Raw genomic sequence first — 21,002 nt, forward strand, 5'->3', positions numbered from 1 at the left:
AAAAAGCGCTCAGTGGGACTGAACGCCGAGTTCATCGAGCAGGATCGGCCGCAGTGCCTGCGGCGTGTGGTGTTTGGGTTCGAAGGAAGCCGCGATGCGCCCCGCGCGCATGACGAGAATCCGGTCGGCGAGCGTGAGCGCTTCGTCGACGTCATGTGTCACGAGCAACACGCCGGGGTGATGGCGCGCGATGAGTTCCTCGACGAGTCCGTGCATCTTGATGCGCGTGAGCGCGTCGAGCGCCGCGAATGGTTCGTCGAGCAGCAGCAACGCGGGCTCGCGGACGAGGCCGCGCGCCAGCGCCACGCGTTGCGCCTGACCGCCAGAGAGGTTGCGCGGCCAGTCGTCTTCGCGGCCGCAAAGTCCGACTTCGGCCAATGCGCGCGCCGCCCCGGAGCGGCCAACCGTCGTTTCATGACCGAGCGCGACGTTCTCCCACAGCGTCGCCCAAGGCAGGAGACGGTGCTCCTGGAACACGACGGAAGGACGTTCGGGCGCGCGAATCTGACCGGCGTCGGGCTGATCGAGCCCGGCCAGCGCGCGCAACAGGGTAGTCTTGCCACATCCGCTTTCGCCGAGCAGCGCGACAAATTCACCTTCGCGGATATCGAGGTCCAGCGCGTCGATAACGACACGGGTGCCGTAGCGGCGCTGCAGACCACGCACCGAGACGGCGAGGGGGGCGCGGTCTGCCCGCGCTTCGGTGAGAACCGGAGCGGCGGCATCCTGGGGCAGTGCAAGATCGAGGCTCACTTGTGCGCTCCGTCGGTGTAGTTCGCGTGCCATGAGAGGAAATGCGCTTCAAGCAGCCGCACCAGCGCGTCCGCCACGACGCCGATGATCGCGTAGATGATCATGGTCAACAGGATGACGTTGGTCTGGAGGAATTCGCGGGCATCCATGGCCAGAAAGCCGATGCCTTTCGTGGTCGCGAGCGTTTCGGCGATGACCAGCGCGAGCCAGGCATGGGCGAGCGCATAACGCACGCCCGTGAGAATCGACGGCATCGCACCGGGCAGAATGATCCGTCGCACAACCGCGCTCCTGTCCAGCCCGATGACCTTGGCGAGTTCCATCAGCTTCGGATCGATCTGGCGAATCCCAAGCATGGTGTTGATGTAGATGGGGAACAGTACGGCGAGCGCGACCAGAAAGATTTTCGCCGCTTCGCCGACCCCGAACCAGACGATGACGAGCGGCAGCATCGCGAGAAAAGGAATCGCGCGCACCATCTGGATCGAGCGATCCAGCAGCGCCTGCGCGAGCGGCGAAAAGCCGACCAGGATGCCGAGTGCAAGTCCGATCGTGCCGCCGATCGCAAAGCCCGCGGCGGCCCGTAACAGTGAAACGCCCAGGTGAACGAAGAGTTCGCCGTTTCTGGCCAGATCCAGCGCGGTTGCGGCAACACTGCTCGGGGCGGGCAGCACCTGAGGGGCAATCAGTCCAACGCGCGCCGCAACTTGCCACAGTACGAGTATTAGAGCGGGGACGATCCACGATAGCCATCTGTAGAACGCGCGTTTCGACACGCCCCGGTAGAACCGGGTCGAAGCGACATAGCTGCTGCGAGAATAAGTGACGTCTGCCATGTCGGTCCCAGATTAGCCATGAAAAAGGACTGCTCCGAGAGGGAGCCAGTACGGGTCAACACACCTCAGGGCGAATTCATTTTGCCCAGTGATCCGGATGGCGAAGATGTATCGGCAAAAGGCGGTGCCTCGCGAAGGCGAGTTTGTTATTAGAGGCCGACTGGCATTGCGATGACAAACAGTTTTTTATGCTTTGCTTTTCAGTTCTCGCGCATTGCCTGCAGCGGTCGACGGTTGGCGCGCGACGGCTCGGGCGTTGGTGTCTTTTCCAGGGTTGCTTGATAGTGGGGCGCGTGGGGGGGCGGGTAAGCTTTCCACGCGCCGTGTTTAAACGTCCTTAGTATCGAACACGAGCAGCTCGACACCGGCCTGGGCGAAATTGGCCAGATCGCTCGCTGTCGCTTTGCCTTCAGGTGAACTGAGTGCCTGCTGCAGGGAATCCATCGAATCAAAGCTCAGGATCGCTGCGAGATAATACGGGGAGGCACCTTGCGGGGTGGCTACCGGCCCGGCGCTGACTTGGTAGCGCTGAAGCCCGGATATCGTTTTCGCAAGCGGCACATGCTTCGAAAAGTAGTGCGCGTCGAACGCGGTCGGGTCTGACGGTGTCTTGTACAGTGCGACGAGCTTTGCCATGGTCATGTCTCCTTGAGGACCCGGCGAGTGCGGTGCGTGACAGAATGAGCGTCTCGCGCTCCACTCCGCCGGCGGCCGGGATCGTGCCAGACTGATACGGGTTCGGCTATCCAGCCGTTTTACCCGGGCGAGATTTCAGCTTGGATTCTACGCCCGGACAACGCGCCGTGAACCGGCTGATTGCAAGCGGCAGCATTTCGTGCACGATGGACGGCACGGGCTGGTAGAGATCGTCGCGCATGCTTGCTTGACGCGTCGAATCGAGCAATTCGATGGCAGGGCAGAATTGGCATTGGCCGCCGGACAGCAAGCGCCCGATGTGAACGGCGGCCATGTCAATGTAGACAGAGGCGAGAATCCACATGACTCAAATGAGACAACCCGAAGACGCGCTTCACGTGTTTCAGACCGCCTGGAACAACCACGACATGGAGTCGCTCGGAGCACTGTTCCATGACGATGCGACATTCGTGAACCGTTTCGGGCACTACGTGCGCGGCGTGGAGGCGATTATCAAGCTGCACGCGCCTATCCACGCAACCATCTACAGCGATTCAACGCTGGAGAACGAGTTGATCGACGTGGTCGCGATCGGCGAGGACGCAACGCTCATGCATTTCTGGAGCCGCCTCACGGTGGGTGCGGCGCATCCGGCGGGCGCGCATGCCGTCGATACGCTGATCCTGGCCGTGCTGACGCGGCAGGTCGGCGAGTGGCGAATCAAGGCACTCGAAAACGTCACCCTGACCAATCCCCGCACGGGAGAAGCTGTCTTGAGAGACGGCCGGGGTCTTTGATCGAGCGGTAAAGGGATTCTCAAGGGGATTTTCAGGGCGTATACGGCCGTAGGCGGTTGTGCGCTTGCGGGTCGACCACGTATCCGCCATGGGGGGCGGGCATGGTTGCCGGATCCCCGCAGCAACGCTGGGCCCGTCAGCGCTGGACCTGGATCACGTGTGCCTGAATCTTCGCGTCGACTGGTCCCGTGCCGAATCGCTCAACGATGGCAGCCGCGGACGCTGCCGTCGCCTCTTGAAGACCCGCTGCGGAACGGGCCTCGATCTCGTTGCGCAACGGCGTTCCCTGGCAATAGGCGACGGCCGGCACGCGCGCCGATGCCGCGCGGCTGCGCGCCGCGATCGTTTCGACGCGCGGCGCCGCGTCGAAGCCCGCAGCCGCGAGATCGCGGGAAATCACATGCGTGTCGAAATAGCCGTGCGGTGTGCGCACCATGAAAAGCGGTGGGTCCGCCGGGAAGAGGGCAGCGAGCGTCGCCGTGACGGTATCGGCCAACTCGTTTTCCTCGATGCGATCCCACACGTTGAACAGGAACAGGCCGCCGCGCCGAAGGACGCGCCGGGCTTCAGAGAAGGCGCGCGCTCTGTCCGGAAAAAACATGGCCCCGAACTGACAGACGACCATGTCGAAACTCGCGTCGTCGAACGGCAGCCGGGTCGCGTCTGCCTGTTGCCACGTGACCGGCCTTGGGGTGCCGATTGCCGCGGCGCGATCGAGCATCGGCTGATTCAGGTCGGTCGCCACGAGCTCGACATGTGCGGGCAATGCATGCGCCATTGCGCGGGTCACCACGCCAGTGCCGGCCGCGGTCTCGAGCACACGGGACGGCTGGTGCGCGGCGACCCGCTTCGCGAGATCCGCGGCGTAGGGTTCGAAAATCAGCGGAACGAGATGACTGTCATAGAGCTCGGGGATTGAGCCAGCGAAGCGAATGTCGGTACCGACGCTGTCGAAGCTGTCCATGGCGCCTCCTTCATGCTCATGCGGAAATTCTAGGTGCAGCGCAACGGATTGAACAGTCGTGCCGCAAGGATCCGCTCTGGCATCCTTGGCGCGTGGGCCTGGGTTCGCTTTCCGACCGCACTATGACCGCTTGCGCTATTCCACACAATCGTCGAATCGAACACGGCTTGGGGCGGCCGCGGTCTCGCATCGGGCCGCCCGTTCCCAACGCGAAAGCGCCGACCACAATCGATCCGAGCAGCGAGACCATGGCGAAATAGCCCAACACCGCCTCAACGCTCAGACACGTCAGCAGTCCACCGATACTGATCGGCCGATCACCGAAGAGAAAGCCGCGCAATGACCTTGCAAACCACGGCTGAGCCGCCGCAGGCGCGACATCCGTTGCAAGCCAACCAATCGCAATGCAATCGCGTCACGCTTGACTGGCGTTTCGTGTCGGCCGCCCATTCGCGAACGACCCGATCGACCATTCAGCCGCGAGCGCGCTTCGCCCAGCGCGACGATTACTCGATCACCGCTTCGATCAGGCGGGGGCCGCGTTGCGCCATCGCGGCCGCGAACGCCTCCTCGAAGGCGCGGCGGGAACGCGCGCGAAAGGCGGGCACACCGAGGCCCTGTCCGATAGACGCCCAGTCCAACGCCGGTCTGCCGAGGTCGAGCATCGCCGCGGCGCCGGGACCATTCGACGCAGCGCCCACGCGGAGCAACTCGTTGTTGAGCACTTTGTAGCCGCGATTGGCGAACACGACAGTGACAATGTCGAGGTTCTCGCGTGCCTGGGTCCAGAGCGACTGGACGGTGTACATCGCGCTGCCGTCGCCGACCAGCGTCACGATCTTGCGGTCTGGACTCGCAATGCCGGCGCCGGTCGAGACCGCCATCATGCTGCCGATCGCGCCGCCGGTCAGGTTAAGAAAATCGTGCGATGCGGCGTTGTTCAGGATTTCGTAATGAGGCAGGGTCGACGAGATGCCCTCGTCGGCCACGATCGAGTTCACAGGCAGGTGCATCGCCACGATCTGAGCAATGCTTTTCGCGTCGAGCGCGCCGTCGAGCGACAGCGCGATGGCTTCCCGCCGGGTGACCCGTGCCTGCGCGCCCCGCGCATCCACCGCCTCCATGAGGGCCGACAATGCGGCCGCGCTGTCTTCGTGCGGATGCGTCAGCACGGTGATCTCGCAACCCTCGGGCGTCAACCAGCCGGGTTTGTCGGGATACGCGAAGAAACTGACAGGGGGGCGCGCGCCGACCAGGATCAGCAGTTCGGTTCCGGCGAGGAATTCGGCTGCGTGCTCGCCGAAATACGGAAGCCGCTCCACCGGTACCCGGTCTTCGCCACGCTCGAGGCGTGGGGCAAAGGTGTCGCACACGAGCCGCGCGCCGGTCTTCGCCGCGATCTTGCCCGCTGCTGTCAGCGCATCGCCGAGCAGCGCTGCGCCTCTCATCAGCAGGACGGTCTTCACGCCTCGCTTCAGGGCGCTGGCGACACGGTCGATCGTCGACCCGTCGGCATGCATGCGCGGCAGAAGTGGCAGCGGTGCCGCGACGCTTTCGGCGGCGTCCCACGCCGTGTCGGCCGGCAGGATCAGCGTCGCGATCTGTCCCGGCGCCGACCGCGCGGCGGCTACGGCGCGCGCCGCATCCGCGCCGACGGATCGGGCACTCGTGGACGAGTGCACCCAATCGGACACCGGGCGCGCGAAGCCCGCGATGTCCGACGCAAGCGGTGCGTCGTATCGTGCGTGCGATGACGCATGGTCGCCGACGATATTGACGATCGGACTGGAAGCCCGGCGTGCGTTGTGGAGGTTGCTCAGACCGTTCGCGAGCCCCGGACCAAGGTGCAGGAGCGTGGCGGCCGGCTTGCCCGCCATGCGTGCATATCCATCCGCCGCGCCCGTCACGACGTTTTCCTGCAAGCCTAGTACGGGCCTCATTTCCTTTACGGCGTCGAGTGCCGCGACAAAATGCATTTCCGATGTGCCGGGGTTGCCGAAACACACTTCCACGTCGCTGGCAACGAGCGACTTCAGCAGGCTTTCCGCACCGTTCATGGTGTTTGCTCCAAAGAGGTCGATAAGTGAGCGCCGACATCCCGGGGATTGGACGCGGCACCGCTTGACGGCCATTCTCGGCAGTCTTAATGTGCGTAACAATGGAGCCGGATTGGAAACTTTATTACCCCATGCGTAAGAATCTCGATTACGGACTGCTTCATGCAATGACGGCGTTTGTCAGAGTCGTGGACGCCGGCACCTTCACATCCGCGGCCGAGCAAATGGATCTCACCACCGCGCAGATATCCCGCCTCGTTTCCGGGCTGGAAGAGCGGCTTCGTACCCGACTGCTCCAGAGAACGACCCGTCGGATTGCATTGACGAGCACAGGCGAGGCGTATGTGGCTCAGTGCCGGGATATCCTCGAACGCGTCAACGTGGCGGAGGCGTTTGCATCGGGATCGACGATCGAACCGGCCGGGCGGCTCAGAGTTCAATGCATGGGTAACTTTGGCAATCGTTACGTCGTGCCCCAAATCGCAGCGTTTTGCGCCGAGTTTCCGAAGGTGAGCATCGAGTACGCGACTTCGCAATACGCGCCTGCGCTTCTCGCGGAGGGCATTGACGTCGGCATCTATATCACGCGGGAGCTCTCCGATTCCGGGCTGGTCGCGCTGCCGTTGGGGAAGATATTCAGCGTGCTATGCGCGGCACCGGAATACGTTGCGCTGCGCGGCGCGCCGAAGCACCCGCGCGACCTGCAGGATCATGCCTGTGTGCAGCTAGTCAATTTTTCCGCGCCCGCGCAATGGGAACTGATATCGGGCAAGCGGTCATTCCGGATGCAACCCGGCGGGCCGATCATTGCCGACAACCCGGACGTGCTGTTAAGCGTGGCGGAGCAGGGCAGTGGAATATCGTTGTTGCCGTTCTTTACGATCAAGGAGTCGATTCGTAGCGGGCGCCTCGTTCGAGTCCTGCCGTCCTGGCGCACACCGGAAATCGGTGTTTTCGCGTTGTACCCCTCCAGACACTTTCTCGACGCAAAAACCAAGGCGTGGCTCGATCTGCTCAAGAGCCGGATCACTCCCGCGCTGGTGGCCGATGGTGCGATGTTTTTGTGACTCGGAGGGTTTCCGATCGACACCTCCCCGGCCGCTAATCGTGAATTGCGGACCGTGCCGCGCAGATGGGCGGCTGGCGGGGCGTGATAACACGCCGCACAAAGCGGGCAGCAACGCCGAAGTGGTTCTGTCGACGGCATGCGTCGGCGTGGGGACGCGATCGTTGTGATCCGGCTGAGGAAGCTGGTTATCCGGCGGCGCAGGATGGCCTCGAATGTTCTGCATTCGTTGCAAAGCGGCCGGTTTCGGCCGGTCGATCTCGCTTGCACCCAGACATCAGAGCGCCTGCTTAGGCTCAGCTAGCCGACTGTCACGGACTGTGCGGCCCAATAGATTTGCCAGCGGGATCCATCAGAATCGAAGCCCTGGGGCGTTCGGCTGACCTACGTCACGAAGCGAGGCAGCGCAATCATCGCAGCGTCAATCTTTGCCCGGGTCGACAACGCGTATCGGACGAGTCCCGATCCTCGCTCCCGTGACCTCGTCGATCGCCACCGCCCTGATCTCAGTTCCTGTTTCCGCATCCAGGAAGCGAACCAGCTTGCCGTCGCCACGGTATTGCCGCCCCCATGCACCGATCATGAAGAGCACCGGCAGGAAGTCTCGCCCGGCAGCCGTCAGAAGGTACTCCTCGCGCGGCGGGTGCTCAGAGTAGCGGCGTTTTTCCAGCAGTCCCTCCTCTGTCAGCGTTGCCAGTCGCCGGGTCAGCATGGTCGGTGCAATGCCCAGACTTTTGCGGAACTGGTCAAAGCGTGTGAGACCGGCATGGGCGTCGCGCAGGATAAGGATGCTCCACGCGTCGCCGGCGACACCCAGGCTGCGCGCGATCGGACACGGCTCATCGCAAAAATTCTTGTCGTCCATACTATTTTGATAGTGACATGCTCTCGATTTACCAGTATAGTCGATTTCAAATTGATAGTTACTACAGTCCTCTTACACGGAGCTTCGCATGGTCGACAGAAGGAATTTGGGCGTGGCCCTTGTTACGGGGGCATCTTCCGGCATCGGGCAAGCCACCGCACAGCGGCTCGCCGACGCAGGCTACACGGTCTTCGGCACCAGCAGACGGGCGGCCCTCACCGGCCAGCGATCCTTCGAGATGCTGACCCTCGACGTCACCAGCGATGAATCCGTCGCCGCCGTGGTCAACGAAGTCATACGACAGGCGGGTCGCATCGACGTGCTGGTGAATAACGCGGGCTTTGGTGTCGCTCCGGCCGGCGCCGAAGAAAGCTCGATCGAGCAGGCCCGATCGATCTTCGACACGAACTTCTTTGGAGTCGTCCGGATGACTCGCGCCGTCGTGCCCCACATGCGACACCAGCGCAGTGGTCGCATCGTCAACATCGGCTCGGTGCTCGGTTTCGTGCCGATGCCGTACGGTGCGCTCTATGCCGCAACGAAGCATGCAATTGAAGGTTATTCCGAATCGCTCGACCATGAACTTCGCACCTGGGGCATCCGTGTCTCGGTTATTGAGCCGGCTTACACGAAGACGCCGTTCGACGCGAATTTTCTGGAGCCCGATGCCAAGCTCGATGCATACCGCGAGGCTCGTGCGGTCGTCAGCAACCGTGTCAATGAGGTAATGGCAAGCGCCACTGAGCCCCGCGTCGTGGCCGACGTCGTGCTGAGGGCTGCAGTTGCGGTTCGTCCGAGACTCCGGTACCCAGCCGGCGCGCTCGCGAGTCGTCTGCAATTGCTGCGCAGATTCGCGCCGGCGGGCATGGTGGATGCCGCGCTTCGGAAGGACCTGCGGCTCGACACGATACCGGCGTCGCGGTCTGGCAGTCCGGTCCCGCAAAAATAGCAGATCGCCATGAACGTCAACTTCCGCAATCTTGCCATCCTGTCTGCACTCGTTTTCTTCGCTTTGGGATTCGCCTGGATGCTTGCGCCGAGTTTCTTTCCGTCAAGGTGGGGTGTCGAGTTCTCATATCCGGTCGGACTGATCGGTCGGCGCGGAGCTGCTCTGTATGTCGGCATTGGGGTGATGTTCTTCTCGGCGAGGAACGCCGAACCATCGTCCGCCCGTTCCGCTCTCGTTAAAGGTTTTACTGTTGCGTGCTTAACTCTTGCGGGCCTTGGGGTCTTCGAGCTCCTCACCGGCCATGCCCGGTCCGGCATCCTGGCTGCCGTCCTGATAGAAGCCGCGCTTGCTCTGGCGTTCGTGTGCGTCGCACGCATCGGGGACGCGAGCCACGAAGCAGGAACACTGAGTTCGTAGTTGCGGAGCATGCTGCGGGGTGCAGGCTCAGGTCCCGATCGCTGCCAAGAAAAGAACGCATGGACCGACAAGTCAAATCTGGGAAACAAAACACTATGCGAGCATTTATTCTCGAACGCTATGGACGCAAGGATGGCGTGCGGATTGGCGAAATGCCGGAACCGGAACTACACGACGATGACGTATTGATCCAGGTCCACGCCGCAGGGGTGAACCTTCTGGATTCCAAAATCCGCGACGGCGAATTCAAGCTCGTTTTGCCCTACCGCTTGCCGCTCGTTCTGGGCCATGATGTGGCGGGGGTGGTCGTGCGGGTTGGACCGCGCGTGCAGCGATTCAAGGCCGGCGACGAAGTCTATGCGCGGCCCAATAAAGATCGGATCGGCGCGTTTGCCGAGCTGATTGCAGTGAACGAAGCGGACCTCTCGATCAAACCGAAGACGCTTACCATGGAAGAGGCCGCCTCCATTCCGCTGGTTGGTCTGACTGCCTGGCAGGCGTTGATCGAAAAAGCGCACCTCGCAAAAGGACAGAAGGTTCTCATCCACGCAGGATCCGGTGGTGTCGGAACGTTTGCGATCCAGTTGGCGAAGCATGTCGGCGCGTTCGTCGCGACGACAACAAGCACGGCGAACGTGAACTGGGTCAAACGCCTCGGTGCCGACGTCGTCATCGACTACAGGAAGGACCATTTCGAGAATATCCTTGCCGACTATGACGTGGTTATAAACAGCCTCGACGCGCAGACGCTCAGCAAATCCCTGCGCGTGCTCAAACCCGGCGGACAGCTCATCTCGATCTCTGGTCCACCGGATCCGGATTTTGCAAAGGAGCTCGGTTTGTCCCGGTTCCTGGCACTGGTGATGCGCCTCCTGAGTTATCGGATCAGGAAGCAGGCAAAACGTCTTAAGGTTAGCTATTCATTTCTGTTCATGAGGGCAAGCGGAGACCAGCTGCGCCAAATCACAGCCCTCGTCGATTCCGGTGTCATACGCCCGGTTGTGGATCGGATCTTTCCCTTCGAATCGACCAGGGAGGCGATGGCCTACGTCGATACCGGGCGAGCCAAAGGCAAAGTCGTTGTCAAGATGAGGTGATGGGTGTGCCCGACAGAAGGGCGGCCATTCCGGGGAAGCAAAGGCGGCCCGCCGCTTTTGATCGAAATTCCCGGGCGGACGGCGGTTGTACTCTGAGAGCTGCCGCCCGCGCAGCGGAGGTCCGAGCGGCTGCTGTGGGTCGACCTGAGACGATCATCATTGCCTCTCGTCGCGACAATATCGCGCCGAAGATTAATCATCCGTTCCATGGACGAATTGAAGCGAGGCGAGATCTCAGCTCTATTTTCGACGTCTTGGCGATACATGGCTGCGGTACGTGCAGACACTTCTCGCTTGCGCATGGCGGGCAACGCGGATGGGCGCTCTCGTGTTTAGCGAGATGTTCGGTGTGCTCGAACAAATGGCCACACTTCTTCCAACAATATCGATACGTTGGCATTTACACTTCTTGAGCACGAATCCACCTGGCCGGTCCGATACGACTCGCCAGCGCTGTCCGGCACTGTGAAAATCCATCTTGGTGCAGGAAATGCACAAGCATGCGTGTCCGGTTCGTACTAGGCTTGATTATGGTCGGGGCGGTCGCAGTCCGACAAAACGTGATGAACCGATACCCGCCTGCTGGCGAAAACCGCCTCTCCCCCAGTGTTCCTGGCGGCACAGAGCGAGGTCCGATATGCAAGTGCTTACGGTAACAATCATCAAACCCGAAGTGATGAACTTCATCCTTGGGCAAAGCCACTTCATCAAGTCTGTCGAGGATCTGCACGAGGCAATGGTCGGTACCGTTCCGGGTATCAAGTTTGGTTTGGCTTTTTGTGAAGCGTCAGGTAAGCGCCTTGTGCGCCGGTCTGGCACCGACGCCGACCTGGTCGAGTTGGCGTGCCGGAATGCCACGGCCATCGGTGCGGGCCACAGCTTCGTGATTTTTCTCGGCGATGGCTATTACCCCGTCAATGTTCTGAACGCGATAAAAGCTGTGCCGGAGGTATGCCGGATATTCTGTGCGACGGCGAATCCCACGCAGATTCTGGTGGCCGAGACAGAGCAGGGGCGCGGCATCCTGGGTGTGGTTGACGGGTTCCCGCCGCTCGGCGTGGAAAACGAGGAGGACGTTCAATGGCGTAAGGATCTGTTACGTGCTATCGGTTACAAAGTGTAGGTGCGGCCGCTCTCCTCGCGCGACCCGCGTGCCGATCGAACCATGGAACATCTACATCTGCACCCCGGCACGCTGTGGCCGGCCATCCTGCGTCAGACTGAGCACGCGCTGCGTCTTGGTGCACTGCGGCCGATCGCGACAATCCAGACGGTGCTCGAAGATCGCGGAATACGTTTTCTCGTCCGTCAGGTCTCCAGCCTCGCGCGCAAGGAGGAGGCCGGACAGCCGCGCAAGGTGGAGGTGGGCGCGTGCAGCGCGGTGAATCCGTTCCTTCCTTACGACCCCGACCTCCTTGTGGCCGATCTCTCGGACACTCACGTCGCCTTGCTCAACAAGTTCAACGTCGTCGACCATCATCTCCTGATCGTCACCCGTTGTTTCAAACCGCAGGAAGCATTGCTCGAGTTTGCGGACTTTGTTGCATTGACCGCCTGCATGGCCGAGTTCGACGGCCTCGGCTTCTACAACGGTGGAGCGGAATCCGGCGCGAGTCAACGCCACAAGCATCTGCAGATCGTGCCGCTGCCGCTCGGAGAATCAGGTCCGCCGCTACCCGTTGAATCCGTGTTTAGGCCCAGCGGCATGGAAGATCCGATCGGCACTGTACCCGGCCTGCCTTTCCTGCACGCGTTTGCCCGTCTGGAACTGGCTCCTGCCGCCTCGCGGCAGGCAGCAAACGCTGCGATCGATTGCTACCACGCGTTGCTCGAAGCTACTGGCCTGAGAGCGATCAATGTGAATGGCGAATTGCATCAGTCGGCACCGTACAACCTGCTTGTCACCCGCCGATGGATGCTGCTCGTACCACGGCATTCAGAATGCGTCGAAGGCATTTCAGTGAATGCTCTGGGGTTTGCCGGATCGCTCTTCGTGCGTGACGCAGCACAGATGGAAGTCATTAAAAGGCTCGGTCCGATGTCCGTGCTGCAACGTGTCGCGGTCCCTGCTGCCGTGGGTCAACCGGGCCCATCTGCATAGCGTTATCGCTCCAAGGCTGAACCTCGGAGGCGGGAATGTGCACGGGCGCTGATTGTCCACCGCGCCTCCGACAGTGAAGTGGTACAGGCCTTGCCGGGTGTGATCCTGCGCGCCAGGCAGTGCGTGCATTTCGTCATCGACAAAGCACCGGATCCCGGTGGCGTAGAGCGTATTGAAACTGTCAACGTTGGGCACAACAGTTGTGCCAACTCACGACCGGATCGCGACGACGTTCCGGCCCAACCTTAATGGGCAAGGGCTTCCAGATGCGAAATAGCTGTGCCACCCGAGACCGTAGATCCGGCCGTAGTGGTGGCCGAAAGTAAGGTCTCAATGCGGCCCATTTCTGCCACTCGCCCCATCCATGCAACGGTTACTCGAACGGCTGGTCCGCCCCGAACCCGGCCGATGCTCGACGCGCGCACGTCGGCCGAAGCCGGCTCCCTCACGGAGCCAGCGTGCTTCATGAATTGAGGGACCGGCTCAGGTTGGATTGCCCCACAGATCGTCAATCGCGCGGATCGCTAGCAGATATCCGTTTGCTCCTGCCCCGCAGATCACCGCCGTAGCCGCTACCGAGATGGTCGAGTGACGATATTCTTCCGAACGCGCATGTATGTTGGTGATATGCAATTCCACTACCGGCCGACGGACGAGCTTGACTGCGTCGAGCACCGGAATCCGGCCGAACGAAAAACCGGCCGGATTGATGATCAGCGCCGCGTCCTGCAGGAACGCTTCCTGGATCCAGTCAATCAGCTCGCTTTCGCTGTTGGTCTGACGGAATACGCAGTCGAACTTGAGCGCGTCAGCCAGCGTCAGGCAGTTCTCTTCGATGTCCTTGAGCGTGGTGGTGCCGTAAATGTGAGGCTCCCTTGCGCCCAGCATGTTCAGATTGGAGCCATTGAGGATGTAGAGTTTGCGAGTCATGGTTTCAATGTGTAGAAGAGCGTTCCAGGGACGTGCCTTTGGTTTCCCGGGATATTGCGATCATCAGGAAGGAGATCAGGTTCAGTGAGCCGCAAACCGCTACGATGGCCCACGGGGACCCGTTAAAGGCATTGAGCAGCGCCACGGCGACGATCGGCATCGGGCCGCCGGTGAGCAGGTTGGCTCCCGAGTACGACAGTGCGGACCCCGTGTAGCGCGCCTCGGTCGGAAAGGACTCAGCGAACCAGACCGGCTGGATGCCACTCTGGAACTGTGTGAATCCGAGGAACGCGCCCATCACGGCCATCGTCATGGCGATCGAGTTCTGGTTGAGAATCGGGAAGTAGATCAGGCAGCAGATCAGCGTACAGAACGAGCCGATCATCAGCGCACGTTTGCGTCCGATCCGATCGCTCAGATAGCCGCCCGCCAGCGCCCCCGCGATTGCACAGACATTCGCAACCATTAGCAGCATGAATCCGGTCTGCTTCGGTACGCCGAGGTGTTTCGTCAGGTAGCTGAGTGAGAAAACCACGATCAAATAGAACAGCGCAGCCGGCCCGCAAAAGAACAGCGTCAGACGCAGCGCGGTGCGCCAGTGGTACTTGAATACGATGCCGAGCGGATTGGCGGCGTGTGCGCGCGCGCCACTCCTGTTGAGCGCCTCGAAGGCCGGTGTCTCGCTAACCTTCCTGCGGATGTAGATGCCCAGCAGCACAAGGACGAAGCTTGCGAGGAACGGGATTCGCCATCCCCATGAATCGAAGTCGTCCGACGAAAGCACGGCGGCGAGCGTAAACAGCGAGAAATTGGCGAGGATCTGGCTGAGCGGCGAGCAAATGCCGAGTAGACCCGAATACCACCCACGTCGCGCTGCTGACGCATGCTCCACCGCCATCAGTTGCGCGCCCGTCGATTCCCCGCCGAGCGCGAAACCCTGGATGATCCGCAACGAGACCAGCAACGTTGGCGCGAGGATGCCAACCTGGTGGTAAGTGGGCAGCAATCCCATCAGGAACGACGACACGCCCATTACCGAGACTGTGACCAGCATCAGTTTGCGGCGTCCCCAACGGTCGCCCAGCATCCCGCAGATCACCGCACCCAGCGGACGTGCGGCGAGCCCGGCCCAGAAGCTCGCCAGCGATGCGAGCAGCGAGGCGGTCGGGTCGAGGGACGGGAAAAACAGCTTCGGAAAGATCGTGGCCGCGACGACGCCATACAACGCGAAGTCGAACCATTCGAGCGCCGTACCGACGGTTGCGCCTGCCACCGCCCGGCGCGCCATCAAGTGAGCCTGCGCGGACTGTTCTTCCGCGGCAAGGTCTGAATTAGCAAGAAATGACATGTTGTCTCCTGAATTTTCGATATGTTGAAACGTTCGCTTCTGGCGACGAACCAGTGCTATTGTTTGCGCTGCAAAGAGGGGGCGTTCCGTACCGGAACTGCATTTCACATTGTGGAAGTGGGCGGGACATGTCGCTCAAAAACGGTCTAAGAATTCTCGATTTGCTGGCGTCGCAAGGCGAAGGCGTGGGCCTCGTTGCCATTGCGGATGCCTTGTCCCTGCCGCGCAGCACGTGTCACCGCGTGCTCGCCGAACTCGTTGAAGGCGGGTATGTCAGGCAACTGGCCGATCACAGCCAGTACATCCTGACAATGCGCATGACGTCGAACGGACTCGAGTTCCTGAGCCTGACGGGGATCGCAGATATCGCCCAGCCGATCATCGAACGCGTCGCCGCGCAGAGCGGTGAACTGGCGCGGCTGTCGTTGGTGGACGGCGAAGCAATTATCTGGGTGGGTAAGGCGGACGGGCATCGCATCGGCTTTCGCTACGATCCCGACATGGGCCAGGCTGCGCGACTTTCATGCACGTCGACCGGACACGCGTGGCTCATGACGATGACCGACGAACAGGCGATCGCACTGGTTTTGAAGCAGGGCTTCGGACAGCCAAACGAGTTCGGACCCAATGCGCCGACGACGCTCAAGGCGCTGCTGGGTTTCCTGCACGCCGCGCGTGTGCGTGGTTACGCGATGATCGACGAGGTGTTTGCTCCGCGCATGTCAGCGGTGGCGGTGCCCGTGGTAAGCGGCTCGCGCTGCGTCGGCGTGATCAGTCTGGCCGGTCCACGGGTGCGGCTGACCGCCGAGAAGATCCACGAGTACTCGGTCCTGCTGCGCGAGGCAGCGAATGAACTGGCCCAGTTGAGTAATATGGCGGGGTTTCCCAGTCGGCCGCCACTCGGTAAGGGATGAGGCGGAACTGGATCAGCGCCGTGTGGAAAGCAAGCCTGATCCACTTCGATCGAACTGCTGAGGAGGCGCTGCTGCATCACGGGAGAATGGGCCGCAGGCCAAAACGCGGCTTGAGCGATAAGGAGCACTGGCATAGGTCGGCTGTAAAGTTGCTTTGGCGCAGAGCTTATCGGTGCGCTACTTTACCGGGCCAGGAAAGCGAACTTCATCCAGCCTCCCCATCCATCTCACTTTGCACCAGACTGCCTCGTCCGTTCGCGAGTCAATGCGTCTGACGGCGACTTATTGCCTTAGCGTCGATTCCATCACACGCAACGTTGCCTGTCCGTGGACGTTTTTGAGCGGGAAGTAAGCCCGATGCGTAAGTTGATCCACCGCGACGACATGTGCATTGGGGCCAACGTGAGCGTCGCCGATTTTCGATACGGTGCCTGCTTCGGCTCTGAAAATCGAGACAATGCCGGCTTCGCCTGCCACATAAACCAGATGCTGTGCGGAGTCCAAAGCGAGGACATCCGGATCGTGGCCGACGCTAAAGGATGAGGTGACGTGCATCGTGCGCATGTCGAGTACCAGCAGTTTGTCATTGCCCTGGCACGCTATGAAGGCGAGCCGTTGTCCTGGATCGATGAGCAGTCCGTGATTGCCGCGTGCGCCGGGTAAATCGATACGCGCGACGATTTGATCGGTGGCGGGGTCGATGTCCACCAGTTGTCGTCGGGACTGAACGTTCACGAAAATGTGCCGGGAAACCGGATCGTACTGGGTATTGCCGGCCTCGCCGCCGAGCGGGATCGTCGCGATCCGCGTGTTCGAGCGAACGTCAATCACGGTCTGCGTCGCACCTGTTTCGTCGGATACATACAGTTTATGCGCATCGGGAGCGTAAGCCATGCCGTCCGGGTAGGTGCCACCCGGCATACGCGCGGTGACCTTCAGCGTCACCTCATCAATTGCGACAACCTCGTGCGACCCCGTAGCCGACGCATAAACACGTGACAGCTCAGGAATCGCCAGTACGCCATGCACTGAGGCGACGTCCGGAATCCGGCTGACAACGCGCGCAATGCGCGTATCGAACACGATGACCTGGCCGTCACCCAGGTGCGCGATGAACAGCAGATGACGCCCCGGATCGAGGCTCGCGTAGTCGAGTCGTGTCGGCCCTCCGCCGAGCGGCGCGTCGGTTATCAACTTGAGTGGCAGACCGCCGGGTTCAAAACCATCACCTGCACGCGAAGCCCGAAACGCGACGAGCGCCAGCACGGCAGCGAGAGCGTACGCGAAACGAAGCCGCCAACGAGCGACCGGCCGGATATGAAGTGAATTCATGACCGTACTCTACTCGGTGAGTTTCACCCGTCGGAACACCCCTAGCAGGGCAAGGTCATAGCTAATCTTGAGCACCCCGCAGGCGATAAGCGGGGCGCCGACCCATCCGACAGCCAGCAGCGCTGCTGCCAGCGTGGGGCCGAGTGCCGCCGCCAGGCTTCTGGGTACCGCTGTGAAGCTCGCGGCTGCAGGCCGCTCGGGCGGCGTCACCACCGCCATTACATAGGCGGTCCGGGTTGGCACGTCCATTTGCGACAGCGCGCTGCGCATCAGCAGTAACGCTAGCGTCAGCAGCAAGGACGGTGCGAGAGCGGCAGCAATCAGGCAGAGGCTGGATGGGATGTGGGTGAATACCATCGTATTCAGCAATCCGATCTTGCGAGCCAGCGGCACCGCGGCGAGCTGCGAACCTGCGGTCAACAACCCTGCCCAGAAGAAGAACTGACCCGCCGCGGCCAGCGAAAGGCCAAAGCGCTGCATCAACCACAGCGACAGCAACGAGTTCACGACCAGGCCACCAGCGAATGCGTCCACGCTGAAAAGTAGTGCGAGGCGCGTGACGATTCCGCGCGACGGACCCAACGATGCGTTGCGAATCGGCTCTTGCTGTTGCGGTTCTGGCAACCTGCGATAGAGGAGCCACAGAGCAAGTCCGACCAGCGCATAAACGCCGAACATTGCGCGCAGGGCAGCAAGCAGTGACAGGCCGATGTGCAGGACCACCCACCCTGGAATAGCTGCCGCCAAAGCACCCACGGCGGCGGACACCGCGCCGACCAGGCTATAACGGGCAAATATCGCTGTGCGCGCATCGCCTGCGGCTGAACCCGCGAGGATCGCCAGTTCAAGCGGTAGAAACAGGCTGACGTCCCCTGAACTGGGGTTGAGCGTTCCGCCGAACGCGACGATGAGCAACGGCCAGAGCGAAGACGATCCCATGAAGCCCATGCCGGTCGCGGCCATCAGGCCCGCTGCAAGGATGAGCACGCGACGCGGCGGATGGCGCGCGGCGAAGATTCCGACCAGGATTGTCGCGAGCGCCGAACCGATCAACGTGGCGCTGCTAACGAGTCCGACGTCCAGTAGACCGAAACCTAGAGCGAGCAGGTACGCCGGCAGAAGCACCGCGACGAATCCGTCGCAGAAACCGCGCAACCCGCGACCGATGAGCAGGGGTACCGCGCTTTCGTCTGCCCCGGCGGGCAAGATCAGGCGTGCCAATGCACTGTGACCGGCGATCGCAGACTCTCTCCTAGATGTGCGCATCGCCTCGACACCACGCATGGAGCGCGCCGTACACAACCGTGCCGTGCCGCAACCGCTCGTGGTCGCAATCGCGGGACAGCCCGATCGAGATCGCGTAAAGCCCGCTCGCCTCCGGAGCCGGGTCGAGCCGACTTGTGTCCGCGCCGCGCACAACTAGATACCGTGAGAATGAACAAGCGGATAAACGACAAGACCAAATAGTGCCGCTGCGATGACGATGACCGGCTCCTGCAGTTTCTTGAAGCGCAACAGAAGCAGCACGGTTGCGAGCGCCAACGCAATGGTTGGGATATCGATGAGAGATCGTTTCGCGATGACCAGAACGGAGCCCGTGATGGCTCCAACGGCGGCCGCCGTGATGCCATCCACGAACGCCTTGACGCCCGGCAGCTTCCCGTATCTCTTGAAGTACGGTGCCGGAAGCACGGTGAACAGGTAACACGGCAGGAATGTGGCCAAGGCCGCGACACATGCGCCGGCCAAACCTGCCACCAGGTATCCAATGAATCCGACTGTGATGACGACCGGTCCCGGTGTAATCATCGCCACGGCAACCGCGTCGACGAACTGGCGGTCATTCAGCCAATGGTGCTCGGTGACGACCCCGCCGTACAGAAACGGCACGATGGCGAGACCGGAGCCGAAGACGAATGCGCCGGCTTTCGCGAAGAACAGCCCGATCTGTCCGAGCAGTGGAAGGTCGACACCGCTCAGTAAGCCGCTCATTGCGGGCAGGTACCCTACAGCAAGTCCGTGTACGCTGCCTTTGGTGAGCCACTTCGGTGGCGCGCGTCGCAACCATCCGATGACGCCCGCGGCGATGAAGAGCCACGCAATCTCCGATTCCGTCACGAACGTGACGGCGGCCAGTGTGAGAAAGATCGCCCATAGCAACTTGTCGGAACCGACCGTCTTCTTTGTCAGCTTGTACGCGCTCATCGCGATAATGCCGACGACCGCCGCGCCCACGCCATAAAAGACCGCCTGCATCCACGACAGGCCGCCAAAGTGCGCATAGGCCCAACCAAGCGCCACAACCATCAAGAACGATGGGACGACAAACGCTATGCCCACGAGCGTGGCGCCGAGGACACGGAAGTGCACATATCCGAGATAGATGGCCAGTTGCGCGGCCATCGGCCCCGGCGCCAACTGGGCCAGCGCTATTCCTTCCTTGTAGTCCTCTTCGCTGATCCAGCCCAACCGTTCGACGAGGTCGCGGTGCATATAGCCGGCCAATGCGACCGGCCCGCCGAAGCCAATGGTGCCGAGTCGCAACATGTAGCGGACCAGTTGACCGAGCGTGTAAGTGGGCACGGCGTGCGTGACGGTGCTCATTGGCGTTTCCCTGCGTCGGTTTTTTCAGTGGCGGCAAAATGCGCCAGCAGCGAATCAAGGACGTTGCTCATTTCTGCCAGCAACGCGTCGTCGGTCAGCGCACGCGCTTTCGCTCCCGTCATGACGGCTTCGAAGCCGATGGCTTCCGGTACCACTTCGCCGCCGATATCGAGCGCATGGACGAGCGTGCCCAGTTTGAGTAGTCCCGGTTGGTCCATAAGACCGAAGCTGGCCACCAGCACTTCAAAGGTCACGCGCTCGCCAACGTGGGAAAAGGCGGCGCCATCGAAGTCGAAGCCGAGGGCGTCGGGAGGACACTCGTCGGGGGATGAAAGCCACAGAAAACGCGCCTCGGAATCAACAAAGCGCCGGATGAGCCACGCGCTCGCCACGCGGTCCACCCACAGCCGCTGGCGCGTCGCCCAGATCCGGCCGTGATAGTCCTCGCGGCGCAGCTTGGGAATGGCGCCTTCGACCTGATGAGGCTCCCCCGGCGACAGGATCGTGTTGGCCAGCGCGACGAAATCCTGCCACGCCGCCTCGGCGCGGGTCGATGCCTCGTTCCTGAAGAAATCGATACCGGAAATCGCCTCGAAGTCCTTGCCCGTGCGCCTCAACAGGCGGGCGATTTCTGTGGGCGAGAGGCTGGACAGGGTCTTTCTCGCATCGGCAAGCGCCCGTATGAAAGCTGCGTACTCGTCGGCCCGGTCGAAAAGGGACCGGAACTCGGCTTCCTGATCCGCTCCGCGACTGGGAGCCCGGATGAGATGCGCCGCCCCACCGGCTTCGCCGATACTCGATCCAAGTTCCAGCAGCTCGGCTTCGGCGGCGTCGGTCGCGGGCAACAGATAAACCCCGTCACGCAGGACTGCGCAGCCTCTGGCTTTGAGAGCGCGCCAGAAGCGCATGCGGGCGGTGGCGTTGTCGGTCGGGAGCGTGAGGACCAGTAACAGCCAGTTGTTCGATGAGTTCATGTTGTTTACGTTACAACATGGTAGCGTACTCTACAAGATGGAGTCCGGGCACGTTTGCCCAACCTGGGCACGGCGTGGTCCGCGCCGCGAGCGCGCGGACGAAGTCGATGGAGGGACGAACGTGGAATACGGAATATGTGTTGTCCAAAGGGCCGATGCCGTCGAACTCTCCGCGCGTCCAGAACTACGATCGTCCTCTCGCAGAGGGACTTCGGTCGTTCGCCGGGACAATACGAACGTCTCCTGAGGGGCGTGACATGCCTTTGCCCAGGTGAGCCCGTCGGCGATGTCCCCGTCCGTACCATGCTGGCGTGAACAGGGCACAATGACCAGACCCACGGGTGCCTGCGCGGCAGGTGTGA

21 protein-coding genes and 1 pseudogene are annotated in these 21,002 nt (G+C 61.7%); 8 read left to right on the forward strand and 14 right to left on the reverse strand.

Translation table 11 applies throughout. The annotated features are described in order from the left end of the window. Positions 1-9: 9 nt before the first annotated feature. From CJU94_RS11830 to CJU94_RS11845, 4 genes are all read right to left on the reverse strand, one after another. Positions 10-753 carry an ABC transporter ATP-binding protein gene (locus tag CJU94_RS11830; protein ID WP_095418844.1) on the reverse strand — a complete coding sequence of 248 codons (744 nt, stop codon included), beginning with the start codon at positions 751-753 and terminating at the stop codon, positions 10-12. Further along, a complete protein-coding gene (locus CJU94_RS11835) occupies positions 750-1,589 on the reverse strand; it encodes an ABC transporter permease subunit (RefSeq protein ID WP_095418845.1) in 840 nt (279 codons plus the stop codon). Before CJU94_RS11835 ends, CJU94_RS11830 begins: the two co-directional genes overlap by 4 nt. Positions 1,590-1,916: 327 nt before the next feature. Next, complete coding sequence (locus CJU94_RS11840) at positions 1,917-2,225, reverse strand: EthD family reductase (RefSeq protein ID WP_095418846.1); 309 nt, start codon at positions 2,223-2,225, stop codon at positions 1,917-1,919. Between the two features lie 106 nt (positions 2,226-2,331). After that, a complete protein-coding gene (locus tag CJU94_RS11845; protein WP_095418847.1) occupies positions 2,332-2,589 on the reverse strand; it encodes a hypothetical protein in 258 nt (85 codons plus the stop codon). On the opposite strand from CJU94_RS11845, the gene CJU94_RS11850 reads away from it, so the two are divergent. Then, positions 2,588-3,022 (forward strand): YybH family protein, encoded by a 435-nt coding sequence (locus CJU94_RS11850; RefSeq protein WP_095418848.1) that lies wholly within the window; start codon positions 2,588-2,590, stop codon positions 3,020-3,022. The genes CJU94_RS11845 and CJU94_RS11850 overlap by 2 nt on opposite strands. Before the next feature lie 136 nt (positions 3,023-3,158). On the opposite strand, the gene CJU94_RS11855 is transcribed toward CJU94_RS11850, so the two are convergent. Then, positions 3,159-3,986 (reverse strand): class I SAM-dependent methyltransferase, encoded by an 828-nt coding sequence (locus CJU94_RS11855; RefSeq protein WP_095418849.1) that lies wholly within the window; start codon positions 3,984-3,986, stop codon positions 3,159-3,161. A 506-nt stretch (positions 3,987-4,492) separates the two neighbouring features. Then, on the reverse strand, positions 4,493-6,043 hold the full coding sequence (locus CJU94_RS11860) for an acetolactate synthase large subunit (RefSeq protein ID WP_095418850.1): 1,551 nt from the start codon (positions 6,041-6,043) through the stop codon (positions 4,493-4,495). Positions 6,044-6,144: 101 nt separating this feature from the next. On the opposite strand from CJU94_RS11860, the gene CJU94_RS11865 reads away from it, so the two are divergent. Next, on the forward strand, positions 6,145-7,110 hold the full coding sequence (locus CJU94_RS11865; protein WP_244220823.1) for a LysR family transcriptional regulator: 966 nt from the start codon (positions 6,145-6,147) through the stop codon (positions 7,108-7,110). Positions 7,111-7,530: 420 nt separating this feature from the next. Here the strand turns inward: CJU94_RS11865 and CJU94_RS11870 are convergent, their stop codons facing one another. Further along, positions 7,531-7,974, reverse strand: a complete 444-nt coding sequence (locus tag CJU94_RS11870; protein ID WP_095418852.1) for a winged helix-turn-helix transcriptional regulator — start codon at positions 7,972-7,974, stop codon at positions 7,531-7,533. A gap of 88 nt (positions 7,975-8,062) precedes the next feature. On the opposite strand from CJU94_RS11870, the gene CJU94_RS11875 reads away from it, so the two are divergent. From CJU94_RS11875 to CJU94_RS11900, 5 genes are all read left to right on the forward strand, one after another. Then, entirely contained in the window at positions 8,063-8,923 is an 861-nt protein-coding gene (locus tag CJU94_RS11875) for an oxidoreductase (RefSeq protein ID WP_095418853.1), read from the forward strand. A gap of 9 nt (positions 8,924-8,932) precedes the next feature. Then, positions 8,933-9,340 (forward strand): hypothetical protein, encoded by a 408-nt coding sequence (locus CJU94_RS11880; protein ID WP_095418854.1) that lies wholly within the window; start codon positions 8,933-8,935, stop codon positions 9,338-9,340. A gap of 95 nt (positions 9,341-9,435) precedes the next feature. Continuing rightward, entirely contained in the window at positions 9,436-10,437 is a 1,002-nt protein-coding gene (locus tag CJU94_RS11885) for an NADP-dependent oxidoreductase (protein ID WP_095418855.1), read from the forward strand. 637 nt (positions 10,438-11,074) lie between these two features. Continuing rightward, the gene (locus CJU94_RS11895; protein WP_095418857.1) at positions 11,075-11,560 is read left to right on the forward strand and encodes an adenosine-specific kinase; all 486 of its coding nucleotides are present in this window, start codon (positions 11,075-11,077) and stop codon (positions 11,558-11,560) included. Between the two features lie 42 nt (positions 11,561-11,602). After that, entirely contained in the window at positions 11,603-12,538 is a 936-nt protein-coding gene (locus CJU94_RS11900; RefSeq protein ID WP_095418858.1) for an ATP adenylyltransferase family protein, read from the forward strand. 483 nt (positions 12,539-13,021) lie between these two features. Here the strand turns inward: CJU94_RS11900 and CJU94_RS11905 are convergent, their stop codons facing one another. Beyond that, positions 13,022-13,468 carry a type II 3-dehydroquinate dehydratase gene (locus CJU94_RS11905; RefSeq protein ID WP_095418859.1) on the reverse strand — a complete coding sequence of 149 codons (447 nt, stop codon included), beginning with the start codon at positions 13,466-13,468 and terminating at the stop codon, positions 13,022-13,024. A 4-nt stretch (positions 13,469-13,472) separates the two neighbouring features. Beyond that, a complete protein-coding gene (locus CJU94_RS11910; RefSeq protein ID WP_095418860.1) occupies positions 13,473-14,756 on the reverse strand; it encodes an MFS transporter in 1,284 nt (427 codons plus the stop codon). A 188-nt stretch (positions 14,757-14,944) separates the two neighbouring features. On the opposite strand from CJU94_RS11910, the gene CJU94_RS11915 reads away from it, so the two are divergent. Next, positions 14,945-15,730 (forward strand): IclR family transcriptional regulator, encoded by a 786-nt coding sequence (locus tag CJU94_RS11915; protein WP_095418861.1) that lies wholly within the window; start codon positions 14,945-14,947, stop codon positions 15,728-15,730. 282 nt (positions 15,731-16,012) lie between these two features. On the opposite strand, the gene CJU94_RS11920 is transcribed toward CJU94_RS11915, so the two are convergent. The 5 genes and pseudogenes from CJU94_RS11920 to CJU94_RS11940 form a co-directional block, all read right to left on the reverse strand. Beyond that, positions 16,013-17,062: a YncE family protein gene (locus CJU94_RS11920; RefSeq protein ID WP_095418862.1), complete on the reverse strand. Its 1,050-nt coding sequence runs from the start codon at positions 17,060-17,062 to the stop codon at positions 16,013-16,015. A 9-nt stretch (positions 17,063-17,071) separates the two neighbouring features. Further along, on the reverse strand, positions 17,072-18,328 hold the full coding sequence (locus tag CJU94_RS11925) for an MFS transporter (protein WP_095420314.1): 1,257 nt from the start codon (positions 18,326-18,328) through the stop codon (positions 17,072-17,074). Then, positions 18,315-18,482 (reverse strand): annotated as a pseudogene (locus CJU94_RS11930) (chromate resistance protein ChrB domain-containing protein); the annotation flags it as partial. The gene CJU94_RS11925 and the pseudogene CJU94_RS11930, both read right to left, overlap by 14 nt. Continuing rightward, a complete protein-coding gene (locus tag CJU94_RS11935) occupies positions 18,482-19,666 on the reverse strand; it encodes a chromate transporter (protein ID WP_095418863.1) in 1,185 nt (394 codons plus the stop codon). The pseudogene CJU94_RS11930 and the gene CJU94_RS11935, both read right to left, overlap by 1 nt. After that, positions 19,663-20,640: a chromate resistance protein ChrB domain-containing protein gene (locus tag CJU94_RS11940; RefSeq protein ID WP_095418864.1), complete on the reverse strand. Its 978-nt coding sequence runs from the start codon at positions 20,638-20,640 to the stop codon at positions 19,663-19,665. Before CJU94_RS11940 ends, CJU94_RS11935 begins: the two co-directional genes overlap by 4 nt. Positions 20,641-21,002: the final 362 nt, after the last annotated feature.

Source organism: Paraburkholderia aromaticivorans (genome assembly GCF_002278075.1).
GTDB classification, from domain to species: domain Bacteria; phylum Pseudomonadota; class Gammaproteobacteria; order Burkholderiales; family Burkholderiaceae; genus Paraburkholderia; species Paraburkholderia aromaticivorans.

What these genes read in the sequence shown, in the direction of transcription:
- CJU94_RS11835 (WP_095418845.1), bottom strand. Translation starts at nt 1,589, where the DNA reads ATGGCAGACGTCACTTATTCTCGCAGCAGCTATGTCGCTTCGACCCGG.
- CJU94_RS11840 (WP_095418846.1), bottom strand. Translation starts at nt 2,225, where the DNA reads ATGGCAAAGCTCGTCGCACTGTACAAGACACCGTCAGACCCGACCGCG.
- CJU94_RS11850 (WP_095418848.1), top strand. Translation starts at nt 2,588, where the DNA reads ATGACTCAAATGAGACAACCCGAAGACGCGCTTCACGTGTTTCAGACC.
- CJU94_RS11845 (WP_095418847.1), bottom strand. Translation starts at nt 2,589, where the DNA reads ATGTGGATTCTCGCCTCTGTCTACATTGACATGGCCGCCGTTCACATC.
- CJU94_RS11855 (WP_095418849.1), bottom strand. Translation starts at nt 3,986, where the DNA reads ATGGACAGCTTCGACAGCGTCGGTACCGACATTCGCTTCGCTGGCTCA.
- CJU94_RS11860 (WP_095418850.1), bottom strand. Translation starts at nt 6,043, where the DNA reads ATGAACGGTGCGGAAAGCCTGCTGAAGTCGCTCGTTGCCAGCGACGTG.
- CJU94_RS11865 (WP_244220823.1), top strand. Translation starts at nt 6,145, where the DNA reads ATGGAGCCGGATTGGAAACTTTATTACCCCATGCGTAAGAATCTCGAT.
- CJU94_RS11870 (WP_095418852.1), bottom strand. Translation starts at nt 7,974, where the DNA reads ATGGACGACAAGAATTTTTGCGATGAGCCGTGTCCGATCGCGCGCAGC.
- CJU94_RS11875 (WP_095418853.1), top strand. Translation starts at nt 8,063, where the DNA reads ATGGTCGACAGAAGGAATTTGGGCGTGGCCCTTGTTACGGGGGCATCT.
- CJU94_RS11880 (WP_095418854.1), top strand. Translation starts at nt 8,933, where the DNA reads ATGAACGTCAACTTCCGCAATCTTGCCATCCTGTCTGCACTCGTTTTC.
- CJU94_RS11885 (WP_095418855.1), top strand. Translation starts at nt 9,436, where the DNA reads ATGCGAGCATTTATTCTCGAACGCTATGGACGCAAGGATGGCGTGCGG.
- CJU94_RS11895 (WP_095418857.1), top strand. Translation starts at nt 11,075, where the DNA reads ATGCAAGTGCTTACGGTAACAATCATCAAACCCGAAGTGATGAACTTC.
- CJU94_RS11900 (WP_095418858.1), top strand. Translation starts at nt 11,603, where the DNA reads ATGGAACATCTACATCTGCACCCCGGCACGCTGTGGCCGGCCATCCTG.
- CJU94_RS11905 (WP_095418859.1), bottom strand. Translation starts at nt 13,468, where the DNA reads ATGACTCGCAAACTCTACATCCTCAATGGCTCCAATCTGAACATGCTG.
- CJU94_RS11910 (WP_095418860.1), bottom strand. Translation starts at nt 14,756, where the DNA reads ATGGCGCGCCGGGCGGTGGCAGGCGCAACCGTCGGTACGGCGCTCGAA.
- CJU94_RS11915 (WP_095418861.1), top strand. Translation starts at nt 14,945, where the DNA reads ATGTCGCTCAAAAACGGTCTAAGAATTCTCGATTTGCTGGCGTCGCAA.
- CJU94_RS11920 (WP_095418862.1), bottom strand. Translation starts at nt 17,062, where the DNA reads ATGAATTCACTTCATATCCGGCCGGTCGCTCGTTGGCGGCTTCGTTTC.
- CJU94_RS11925 (WP_095420314.1), bottom strand. Translation starts at nt 18,328, where the DNA reads ATGCGCACATCTAGGAGAGAGTCTGCGATCGCCGGTCACAGTGCATTG.
- CJU94_RS11935 (WP_095418863.1), bottom strand. Translation starts at nt 19,666, where the DNA reads ATGAGCACCGTCACGCACGCCGTGCCCACTTACACGCTCGGTCAACTG.
- CJU94_RS11940 (WP_095418864.1), bottom strand. Translation starts at nt 20,640, where the DNA reads ATGAACTCATCGAACAACTGGCTGTTACTGGTCCTCACGCTCCCGACC.